Origin of the sequence: Thiorhodovibrio winogradskyi, assembly GCF_036208045.1 — a bacterium.
GTDB classification, from domain to species: domain Bacteria; phylum Pseudomonadota; class Gammaproteobacteria; order Chromatiales; family Chromatiaceae; genus Thiorhodovibrio; species Thiorhodovibrio winogradskyi.
Genome location: NZ_CP121472.1, coordinates 4,973,267 through 4,984,891, shown reverse-complemented (window position 1 = coordinate 4,984,891; position 11,625 = coordinate 4,973,267). Strand labels below are relative to the sequence as shown.

The following is an 11,625-nucleotide window of genomic DNA, read 5'->3' as shown; positions in this document are numbered from 1 at the left end:
CATTGCCCTGCAAAGGTGATGACTCCGCCCCCGCCATGATACTGTTGCTGGTCCCACTTTTCGGTCATTCGCGATGAAATTTCCTTACGGTACCGCTGACTTTCACAAGATTATCACCGACGGCTACTACTACGCGGATCGCACCGCGCACATCCGCGCGTTGGAAACCGCCGGCGATCAGTTACTCTTTCTGCGCCCGCGTCGCTTCGGCAAAACCGCCTGGCTGACGACACTGGAGAATTACTATGATCTGGCGCGCGCCGGGGAATTTGATGCCCTGTTTGGATCGCTCGCCATTGGCCGCGAGCCCACCGCGCGGCGCAACAGTTACTTCGTACTGCGCTGGGATTTCTCCATGGTCGATGCCAGCGGCAGCCTGGCTGAGATTCGCCAAGCCTTGCACAACCACATTAATGCTCAAGTGGCGGATTTTGGGGTTCGCTGTGGCGACCGGCTTCGCGCCGACTTACAGTCTCATCCGAGCGATGGCCTGGTGGCTTTTCGTGCCGCCGTGAGCGCCGCCCGCGCCCAGGGCCACGATCTCTATCTTTTGATCGACGAATACGACAACTTTGCCAATGAGCTGATGCAGCAGCGACGCGCTGATTATGATGCGCTGGTCTCTGGCGAAGGGCTGCTCAAAACGGTATTTAAGGCGGTCAAGTCCCTCGCATCGGGTTCCGGCATTGATCGGGTGTTCATCACTGGAGTCTCCGGTGGTGCTGGCGGACATATCCAGTGGCTACAACGTCTCCAATGATGTCAGCCTGGATGCGCGTTTTGTTGATCTATGCGGCTTCACCGAGGCGGAAATCGCCGCTGTGCTGGATGCGCTCGCCGCCGAACAAGAGCGGGATCAAGACTGGTCAGCGCGCATGCTCGCGACCATGCGCACCTGGTACAACGGCTATCGCTTTGGCTACGAGCCAGGACCCGGTCTCTACAATCCCACCCTGGCGCTGTACTTTTTCGATGCGCTCGCCACCACCGGGCAACCACCACGCGAAATGCTCGACAGCAACCTGGCGATGGATCGCAACCGCATCGATTTTGTCGCCCGTCAGCCGCATGGCGCTGAACTGATCGGTGCCGCGCTGGATCCCGAACATCCGCCGGTGATGTGGCGTAGCTCATCACCGCCTCGCCATCGCATCTCCACCTTGGGCACGACCTGAAGGACGCTAGACCAGAGGCAAGCCTACTCCACCGCAAGGCCAATGAGATTTCGCGAGTCCTTGCTGCATTCAATGCCGATGAGCAAGTTGCCGGCCTGGATCGCTCAACAAGCCATCGAGAAGCTCCGGGCCAAGCGCCCGGCAGCGCGCCCAAGCCCGGCGGCCTATCCCAGCAGCACCCCTCCTAGATCGGCAGGCTCCGACTGGCCAAGCAGGCCCAGCGCAGCGCCATCATCAAACCCACTGGCTGGACTGTCAGACGCCGCCGGCACGAATCGCTGCTGATACTCGCGGCTGGTGATGAACCCAGCGATGGCACCAAGGTTATCATCGCTCTGGGTGAGTTGGCTCTGCCACCAGGCCAGGCCGGCATCATCCGGCGCGCGATCCAAGGTGGAGAGATACAGACTGTTGAGCAGCAGGCTGTCTTCCTGCAGCGCTAAGTACTCGGGCTGTTGCGCCAGGTCCAGCAGCAACGCGCCCGCTGAGGTGCCGCTTTCCAGGGCTTGACTCCAGGTACTGAGTTCTGTCTCGCTCGAAGCACGTTGCAGCATCGCGCCAAACAGCGTTTCAACCAGCGAGGTACTGGTCAGCGCACCCTGCTGATCGACGAACTCAGAGGACTGCAGGAAGGCCTCGGCGATCTGTATAGTGGACCCCAATTTTAGGACACTAAATTAAGTTAGTTTTGCCTCATCTGAAGAGACTTGTAAAGACTTGGAGAGAGCAGATGAGTGAGAGACAACGCAAGACCTTCAGTGCCGCTTTCAAGGCCAAAGTAGGCTTGGAAGCGGTACGCGGAGTGAAGACGACTAACGAGATTGCGCAGGATCACGGGGTTCATCCGGTCCAAGTAGGCCAGTGGAAGAAAGCCATCGTGGCGGACGCCGGCAAGCTGTTCGAAGGCCGGCGCGGGCGCAAGAAAGTGGACGACAGTGGCGACGAAGAGCGACTCTACAGCGAGATCGGGCGGTTGAAAATGGAGCTGGACTGGCTGAAAAAAAAGTCCGGGGTGAGCCTGTGAGCGTGCGTCGCGGGTGGATCGACATGGGCGGCCTTGATGATGGCGGGTTAGCGGTCAGTCGCCAATGTGCGCTGCTTGGCGTACATCGCTCTGGAGTGTATGCACACCGCCATGATCGTATTGCCGAGCCGAGCGAACTGGATCAAAAGTTGTTGCGGCTGATTGATGCGGAATACACCAAGAGACCATTTTATGGGAGTCGACGCATGGTTGTGATGCTGCGCGCACAAGGCTATGCGGTCAGTCGCAAACGCGTTCAGCGTCTCATGGGCGTTTTAGGTTTAGCCGGCATGTTGCCTGGGCCTCATACAAGCAAGCCGCATCCTGAGCACAAAATCTACCCCTACTTGTTGCGTGGGCTGGCCATTGTACGGCCCAACCACGTCTGGAGCAGTGACATCACCTATGTGCGACTCGCGCATGGATTTGCCTACCTGGTGGCCATCATCGACTGGTACTCACGACGAGTCCTTTCTTGGAGATTGTCGAACACAATGGACACGGGCTTTTGCATCGATTGCTTGGAGGATGCGCTGCGCCACTATGGGCGCCCGGAGATCTTCAACACCGACCAGGGCGCGCAGTTTACCAGCCTCGCCTTCACCCAGGTGTTGCGTGACGCCGAGGTGGCCATCAGCATGGATGGGCGCGGCAGAGCCCTGGACAACGTCTTCGTCGAGCGTCTGTGGCGCAGCGTCAAATGGGAGGACATTTACCCCAAGGGCTATGAGACGCTCACAGAGCTGTTCATGGGCCTCTCGGCGTATTTCCCCTTCTACAACGGTGAACGCCCTCACCAGGGGCTTGGCTACCGAACGCCGGACGATGTGCATGTGAGCGGCAAAGGAGGTGGTGTCGTGGTTGCTGATCACTTTGGCGATCGCCCGCCAGCGGAGTCGTCGGCTCCGCTACGCTCCGCCGACGACTCCGCTGGCGAAGAACTGGGGCAGCGCCAATCCGCTGCGACTGAACTGGGCGCGCTAACTTAAATTCGGGGGAAAACTGTCCTTGACATGGGGTCCACCTCACTGTTCCATCGGCACGCCGGCCTGTGCTTGCGCAACCCAGCAGTCCAGACCACAGGCATCCGGCGCGCGCCCGAGGGCGCCCTCGTAGAAACGCCCAATCAGGCCCGCCGTGGCCTGATATTCCGGCGCGTCGAGAAAGGCCATGACGACCTGCTCGTGGTTCGCCCCAGCCTCCAGGGCGCCCGTCCAATACGCGACCCCGGCATCCTCGCCTTCGCGCCAGAGCAGATCGCGATACAGTTGCTGGACAAACAGGGCGCTGTCATTGAAGACATCATTGTCTTTTAGCGCCGGGTCGAGCCCGAGCCTGGCCTCCAGGTCATCGGGCACGCCGTCGCCATCGCTGTCCGGTTGGAACGGCCGATAGGGACAGTCGGTGGGTGGCGGCTCGAGCGGCTCACGATAGCCCGGCGCGCCGGGGTCGGTGATCGATCCAATGGCGGGGTTGGTATCAAACAGGCCATTGTCCTCGATCACGAAGTCGAGGCGGGTCATCGCGCCTACGGTGACGACTTGGCCGCCGAACTCGGAGCTGGCCAGATTCACCCAGTCACCGTCGCTGGTCTGTTTCCAGAAGCCGTTGACCCCGAGGGCGCCGTCGACCAGCAGACTGAAGGGGACGGCCGTTGAACCGTTGGTTATCTCGGCATCGAAGCCGATCAGGCCGAGCGGCATGGCGAGATCGGTGGGGCGATCGGCGGGGGCGTCACGCTGGGTCAGGCCACGGATCAGGACGCCGCCCTCGGGGACCGGCGCGCTGCCGCTGCCGTCATCGGCAAAGACCCCGCCGACCAAGGTGACGAAAATGCTCGGGGCATCTGGATTCACCGAGACCTGGTCGGTCTGGCGAATCGGCACCGAGGCGACATCGGCCTGCTCGCGGTCCGGAATGCCGTCGCCATTGCCATCGCCGGTGGCGCCGCCTTCGATCAGTGCAGGTACGAAGTCTTCGACCACCTCAGGCACGCCGTCACCGTCGTCGTCGGGTAGTTCGTCCCAGTCCTCGGGTGGGGGGATGATGGGCTCAGGTTCGGGTTCAGGTTCAGGTTCAGGTTCTGGCTCTGGCTCTGGCTCTGGCTCTGGCTCTGGCTCTGGCTCGGGCTCTGGCTCTGGCTCTGGCTCGGGCTCTGGCTCTGGCTCGGGCTCGGGTTCTGGCTCTGGCTCGGGTTCTGGCTCGGGGGCAGGTTCAGCAACGTCAGTGATAGTGACGCTGATGGTTTGTGTATCGCTGCCTCCATTACCATCGCTGACCTGAACCGCGACCTCGTAGCGGTTATCGCGATCGCTGTCGTCCGGGCTCTCGAAGTCTGGCGCGTTGAGGAAGGTCAAGACGCCTGTATCTGGATTGATCCCAAAGCGGGCCTGATCGGCGCCACCAACAATCGCGAAACTGAGTGGATCGCCGTCGATGTCAAAGCCCGTCATTTGGGTGACGTTGATGCTGTTCTCGGCCACGCTGAACGCTGCCGTGTCGCCCCCGCCGTTGGAAGTGATCTCGGGGGCGTCGTTGAGGTTGGTGACCGGGTCGGTGGCGGTGCTAGTGATGGGGCCTTCGGCGGTGCCTTGCTGGTCGGTGTAGCGGACCTCGACGCTGATCGCCTTGCCAACTTCGGCTTGGGTCAGGGTGTAGGTACTGGCGCTGGCGCCGTCGATGATGCTGCCATCGGCCTTCCAGACATAGCTGAAGCTGCCGAGGCCGTCGGCGTCGGCCAGGGTGCTGGTGTTGGCAGTGAGGACTTCGCCTTGGGTGGCAGTGCCGTCGATGCTGACGCTGCCGGTGGCGACGTCGTTGAGGTTGACAACATTGACAGTGACCGCCCGGGTGTCGCTCAGGCTCCCACTGCCGTTATCGGTGGCGATGACGGTGAAGCCGTAGCTGGGCTTGGTCTCAAAGTCGGCGCTAGCCTTGAGTGTGACCGCCCCGCTGTTGGCGTCAATCGTGAGCAGGTCGGCATCGGTGCCGCCGAGGCTATAGGTCAATGTCTGGCCAGCGTCGGGATCAGTCGCCTGTGCTCTGTAGATCACCGAGCTGGTGGCGGCGTTTTCCTCGACCGAGCCAGTGTCGCCGCTGGTGATGGTCGGCGCTTCATTGACGTCGGTGACGGTCGCCGTGATGCTCTGTGTGTCGCTGCCGCCGTAGCCGTCACTGGCTTGCACCACGACCTCATAGCTGTTGTCGCTGTCGCTCGGGTTCTCGAAGTCCGGGGCGGTCTTGAAACTCAGCACACCGCTGTTGGCATCGATCTGGAACAAGTCCTGGTCGGCGCCGCCGGTAATGCTGAAGGTGACGGTGTCATCGTCGCCATCGGTGGCGGTGACGGTGGTGACCGCGGTGCTGTTTTCCACCGCATCCACGGCAGCGGTGTCGCCGCCGAGGTCGCTGGTGATCAGCGGCGGTTGGTTAACAGTCGCGGTGATCCCATTGCCCGTCAGATCAGCGACATCGACCGCCGTATCGGCACCCAATGCCCAGTTTTCCGTAGCCGCCAGGTTGTAGGTGGTGTTGTCGCTTGACGCGGTGCCGTTTTGGTTGATCAAGGCGTTGACGGCGGTTTTGTCGGTTTCCGACAGGGTCAGGCTGAAGCGGGTCGCGCTGGTGATCTCGACATCGGCGGTATCGGTGAGGGTATGGGTGTTGCCGGCTTCGCCGGTGATGGTGAAGCGGCTGGCATCGATGTCGTTGTCCGCGCCATCACGCTTGAGGAATCCGCTGCCGGTGACCTCGAGCACGCCGGTTCTGCCGTTGTAGGTGGCGCTGGCGATGGTGGGCGCGGCGACGTTGCTGACCGTGATGCCATTGCCGGTCAGGTCGGCCAGGGTGATGCTGGCCTCGACCCCGGCTGCCCAGTCTTCGGCGGCGGTCAGGTTGTAGGTTGTGCCACCCGTGGAGCTGGCACCGTTTTTGTTAAAGATCTGGTTGACGGCGTCTTGGTCAGCCGCATTCAGGGTGACACTGAACTGGGTCGCGCTGCTAATCTCAACCGGGCTGCTGGTCAGGGTGACGCTGTCGCCGCCCTCCCCCACCAGGCTGAGCTTGCTGACATCGATGTCGTTGTCGTCCCCCGGCTGGGCGATGAAATCCGTCCCGGTCACCAGCAGTTGACCGCTGGCCCAGTCGTAGGTGGCGCTGGTGAGGGTCGGGGCGGCAGCGCCGGTGAGGGTCACGGTCGCGACCGATGAGGACTCCTCACCATCATTGACGCTGATGTCGAAGCGGCGATCACCTATCGCGGTGTTGCTGGGCGTTTCGGTGTAGGAGAGGTTTTGCAGCAGGGTGCTGATCAGCGCCGGGGTGGCGGCGCCGGTGTCGAAGGTGATCTTGAGCAGGTCATGGATCGTGTTGTCCGCGGCGGCGATGGTGGTGACCACACCGATGTCGGTGCCATTGACCGTGACGCGCTCGCCGGAGGTCACCACGCCATCAGCGCCGGCCTTGACGGTGGTGCCGTCGAAGGAGAGATTACCGGTGGCGATGGAGCCACTGCTGGATTGGGTGACCAGCAGGAAGCCGCTGTGACCAAAGCTGCTGTGATCGACATCGGTCAGGGTGGCGGCATCGCCGGTATCCAGCTTGACCGGGCTGCTGGCGCCGACGACAAAGCTCGGGTTGTCAGCGTCCAGATTGGCGATCACGGGTGCATCATTCACTGCCACCAGCGTCACCGTCGAGCCGATGTTGGGCGCGGCGGTATCGACCCCGCCGTCGGCGGTGCCGCCGCTGTCCTGGATCGAGGTGATGGTCACCTCTCGGGTGTTGGCGGTGCTGGGGTTCTGGCTGCTGTTGCTGTAGCTGATGCCGTCGATCAGTGTTTGCAGGTCGGCCGCGGCGAGCGTGCCGCCCGAGAGTGTCACCGTGGCCGTGCCGGCGGCCACGCTGACGCTGTAGCTCAGGCTGTTGTTGGTGGTGGTGCCTGATGCGTCGTTCTTCAGTTCGACCGTGCTGCCGTCGATGGCAAGTGACTCCGCGCTGTCGGAGACATGCGTGACCGTCAGCGTCAGGCCCTGGAAGGTCTGGCCGCTTTCCGCCGTGCTGGCCGAGGCATCGCTGAACAGGATGACGGCGCTGCCGTCTTCGGTGAAGGTGGGATCAGAGCCGTTGGCCGAAAGCGTGGGGGCATCGTTGACCTCGGTGACCGAAATGCTGACAGTCCCGGTGGTGGCCGAGAAGGCGGTGCTGCCGCCGTTGCTGCTGGTGTCCGCCGTGGTACCGGGTGCGCCGCTGCTCTGGTCCCAGCCACGTAGAGTTAGGGTCGCGGTTTCGTCGCTGACCCCGTCGGGCACATAGCGCAGCAGTTGGTCTGCATCCAGCAGCAGGGCCGCGGAGGCGCTCACCGCGCCCACCGCTGTCCAGGTGCTGCCGCCGTCGGTCGAGTATTGCCAGGTGCCGTTGCCCGTGGTTTCGGAGATGGCTGCCCCGGATTGCGCCGAGTCGCTGTCGCTGTAGCCCAGGCCGGATAGGATGGTGCTTACGGCGGTCGAGGTGCTGGTGGTGTCTTCGTCGGTGGCGGTGAGGGCGTACCCGCTGCTGAACGAGGTAACGGTGAAGTCGTCGATCACGCCCAGGCGGCTGCCGTTATTGGAGAAATAGGGATAGACCGTCAGCCCCTCGGTGAGATGGGGGTTGGTCAGGGTGGTGGAAACGGGATCCGCCGCCCGAGTCCCCACCACGCCAGAGGCATCGCTGTTCCAGATCTCGAAGCTGACCTCAAAGCTGTTGCTGCCAGTGGGGGTGATGGCGTAGCTCAGCCGATACCAGTTGCCGGTGACCAGGGCATCCCCGCCGCTGGTGCCGGTCCAGGAGAGGTTGGTCTCGCTGTCGTCGTTGATGTACGACCCACCGCCGCCGTGAAAGCCGATGCCGAGGTTGAAGCCGTTGGTGCCCGCAGTGGTGGACCCAGGGAGGTTGCTGTCGTTGACCGCAAAGCCTAGGCCGCCATAGCCGCTGTTGCCAGAGATATAGGCAAAGGTCGATAGGGTGTAGGTCTCGCCGATGACCAGGGTGAGGCCTTGGTTGGCCGTCCAGACCTCGCTGGTGCCGCCGGGGATACTCACGCCGCCCCCGCCGGAGAGCCCGGCGGTCTCGCTCCAGGACATCACCGGCGTGGCGTTACCGTCGTTGAAGTTGCTGGTGAGGCTGTCGGAGGTCTCGAAGCCCTGGGTGGTCTCGCTGAGCACGAGGACGGGGGCGTCGTTGACTGCCGTCAGGCTGAGGGTGGAGGCGATGGTCAGATGAGCGGTTTCCACTCCGCCATTGGCGGTGCCACCGGAGTCGGTCAGCGAGGTGATGGTGACTATCCGATCAGCAATCGTAGGATCATCGCTGATGTTGCGGTAGCTGATGCCCTCGACCAGGCTTTGCAGGGCTGCGGCATCGCGGGTCATGTCGGTGACCGTGACGGTCGCCGTGCTGCCATCCAAGGTCACGGCGGCACTGCCACCCCCAGTGATCGCAATCAGGCTGCCGTCGGTGGGAATCAGTGGCACATCGGTGCCGCCAATGGACAGGATCTCACTGGCTCCGTCAGTCACATTCGTCACCGTCAGGGTCAGCCCGGTGAAAGTCTGGCCGCTTTCCACGGTGCTGGCCGAGGCGGCGCTGAACAGGGTGACGGCGGCTTCGTCTTCGTTGAAAGCCGGATCAGAGCCGTTGGCGGTGAGCGTGGGTGCGTCGTTGACCGGGGTGATGGTCACTGCGGTCTGGTTGCTGCCACTGCTGTCGGCGGTGCCGTCGTTGAAGGTCCAGTCCAGGGTGACGCTGGCGGGTGGGTCGTTGGAGTTGTTGCTGTAGGCGATGCTTTGCAACACGCTATCAACCAGCGCCGAGGTGGCATTGGCGTTGAAGGTCAGTTTGAGGGTGCCCGAGCTGTTGGTGGTGACAGTGCCCACCTCGGTGCTATCATAGCTGAAGGAAGCCCCCTGAGTCAGGGTGCCGAGCAAGCCGCTATTGCTGAAGACATCCTGCGCGTTGGCTCCAGCATTGCGGGCAAGAGTGACGCTGGCACCGTTGTAGTTGCCGCTGCCGCTGTTCAGTGCATCCAGTTCGGTATCGGCCACGAGCACATCACCGTCCAGCATTACCGCGCTGCCGCCTTCGGTGTAAATGGGCGTATCATCCAGGCCAGTAAAGATCGGCACATCGTTGACCGCCGTGACGGCCAGATTTGCGGTGTCGGTGGCGGAGCTAAAGGGGGTTATGCCGCCAGTGCCAGCCGTGGTGACGTTCACCGTGGCGCCATTGGCGAAGCCGCCGGTGCGGTCCCAAGCATGAAAGCTGATGGCGTCGGTGACCGTGCCGTTGAAGTTAGACGTGGTCGGCTGAAGGAAGATGCGAGTGTTGGCGTCGGCGAACAGCACCAGCGCCATGGCGTCGGCCAGTGCGCTGCCGAACTGCGTCCAGTTGGCGCCATTGTTGATCGAGTACCAGAGATTCAGCCCGGCCGCCAGGCCGGTGATCGCCACCCCGGTCTGAGCGCCAGTATCGACATCGGTGACGTTGTTCAGCCCGCTGCCGATCTCTACCAGGCTGGTCACTGGCGTGCCCACCGCGCCCGTCGGCGCCCCAGCATCCTCCTCCACCGCCGTCAGTACCGGTGTTGCTGCCGCATCCAGTAAGGGTGCATCGTTCACGGTCGTCACAGTTACATTAAGCGTTTCGTCGTCGGTGCCGCCGTTGCCATCGTTGGTCTGGATCTGGATGGTCGCGCTGCCGGCGAAATCGGCGGTCGGGGTGAAGGTGAGGTTGCCGAGGGCTGTGTTGACTTGAGAAACGGTCCCATTAAACGCCAGGGTTCCATCGCTGCCGTCATTGTCGGTCACCGTTGCACCGCCATTGCCCGTCAGCGCGAGGGCGCCATTGGTGGCGGTCAGCGTCACGGTTTGATTGTCGTTGTCAGTGTCGGCGATCAAGATGCCAGAAATTGCGTTGCCACTGCTGTCTTCGTTGACTGTGGGCGTTGTTGGCAGGGTGACAGCCGGCGCGGCATTTGGAGACACCGCTGCATCAACCACCATCTGATCAAACCCGAAATAGACACCTGTGCTATTGCCGCGAATACGGAACTCGTCAATATTCTGGAAGTTGGTATTGGCTGAAAAATCAAAGATGTTGCCGAAGTTATTATCGGTACCGTAATAAGGGATGGAGATGGTCACCGTTCCAACAAAATTACCGTCACTGTATGCGGTGACGACATGGTTGCCTTCCTGATCTTCACCCTCGGCGCGCGCCCAAAAACTTGTTAATCGAAAGTTGTTCCCATCGCTACTGCTGATACGAAGCTCATCGGCGAAAGTAGGCCCAGGGATTTGTAGACCGGCGACGAAAAAATCAGACTTGTCGAATCCATCAGCTGTGGAACCAGTGCCGTTATACCAGTTCAGGTCCGCAACCGAGCTACCCAAACTGTCGTAGGTCGCGAACTGGAAGCCACTCACTGTCAGCGTTGATTGAGCGGTCTGATCGCCGCCGAACGCATCCTCAAAGCTATAGGTCGTCGCTAGCAGGGTGTTAAAACGGTCAAGCGTTATTCCTGTGAAGGGTAGTTTCGCCTCAATCTCCCCGGCGGCGACCTCCAATTTCCAATTTCCACCGAACTTATCAGCCCCGGTCGGATCCTTCGATGCCGTCACATCCGCGCTGGTCATCTCCGCAATCCGAGTAATGAAGTCAGCCCCGATGTCTTCGGCCCCGATATGGCAGCCATAGAGTAGCAAATCCCCGTCCTCGGTCAGCGCCTGGCCGATGGTCGCCAGCTCCTCGCGGTACTGCTCAAGCGTTGCCTCGGAAAGCCTGGCATTGCCGGCATGCACTTGCCCGGTGCTGCCGTGGCTGATCAGATGCACTGCGTCGATGCCCTCGCGCCCGCTCAGGTATTCCGCCATCTGTTGAATACCGTCGCGCTTGGCATCCAGCAGAACCACCTCGGCGTTGGGATCAATACCGTCCAGCAGTGTCTGATAATCGGCAATGGCGCCATCGATGAACACGACTTCACTGCGGGAGGTATCCATCACCGGCGAATCAAGCGACGCCGCTTCTAGCAGAGTAGAGAAACCAGTAAAGGTCGCCGCGTCAAACTCGGTCGGGGTGGCACCGGCATTTTCTGACCGCGCTGAGGTCGTATACGAGGTCATACCAAGATCTCCGGAACAAAGATGAGGATAATTCGATCACGCCTTTGCGGGCCGCTTCGGACAGCGAAAGAGCGCGCGAGTGTCTCCGCTATATAGTCCTAAATAGCCAAGTTTGCCACTAACAAAGTCACAACTGATTCCAGTCGCCATTTAAGGTGCGCGGTCGCGGTTGAAGCTTAAAACCCTTTTTGAACACGCATCTGTTGCTTTTATTAAGATTTTTCCCGATTATTTACTGCTTTATGCAGTATTAACCCAGGTTTCC

General features: G+C 61.4%; 4 protein-coding genes and 1 pseudogene. 3 read left to right on the top strand and 2 right to left on the bottom strand.

All coding sequences use genetic code 11. The features are described from left to right. Positions 1 to 73 precede the first annotated feature (73 nt). Together Thiowin_RS25595 and Thiowin_RS25590 are read left to right on the top strand one after the other, a co-directional pair. A complete protein-coding gene (locus tag Thiowin_RS25595; RefSeq protein WP_328985301.1) occupies positions 74 to 760 on the top strand; it encodes an AAA family ATPase in 687 nt (228 codons plus the stop codon). Next, on the top strand, positions 720 to 1,175 hold the full coding sequence (locus Thiowin_RS25590; protein WP_328985299.1) for a P-loop NTPase family protein: 456 nt from the start codon (positions 720 to 722) through the stop codon (positions 1,173 to 1,175). Before Thiowin_RS25595 ends, Thiowin_RS25590 begins: the two co-directional genes overlap by 41 nt. Before the next feature lie 164 nt (positions 1,176 to 1,339). Here Thiowin_RS25590 and Thiowin_RS22995 read toward each other — a convergent pair whose 3' ends face one another. Beyond that, complete coding sequence (locus tag Thiowin_RS22995) at positions 1,340 to 1,837, bottom strand: DUF4214 domain-containing protein (RefSeq protein WP_328985297.1); 498 nt, start codon at positions 1,835 to 1,837, stop codon at positions 1,340 to 1,342. Positions 1,838 to 1,905: 68 nt separating this feature from the next. On the opposite strand from Thiowin_RS22995, the pseudogene Thiowin_RS22990 reads away from it, so the two are divergent. Beyond that, positions 1,906 to 3,077, top strand: a pseudogene (locus Thiowin_RS22990) (IS3 family transposase); the annotation flags it as partial. A gap of 147 nt (positions 3,078 to 3,224) precedes the next feature. Here Thiowin_RS22990 and Thiowin_RS22985 read toward each other — a convergent pair. Then, on the bottom strand, positions 3,225 to 11,360 hold the full coding sequence (locus tag Thiowin_RS22985; protein ID WP_328985296.1) for a DUF4347 domain-containing protein: 8,136 nt from the start codon (positions 11,358 to 11,360) through the stop codon (positions 3,225 to 3,227). Positions 11,361 to 11,625 lie beyond the last annotated feature (265 nt).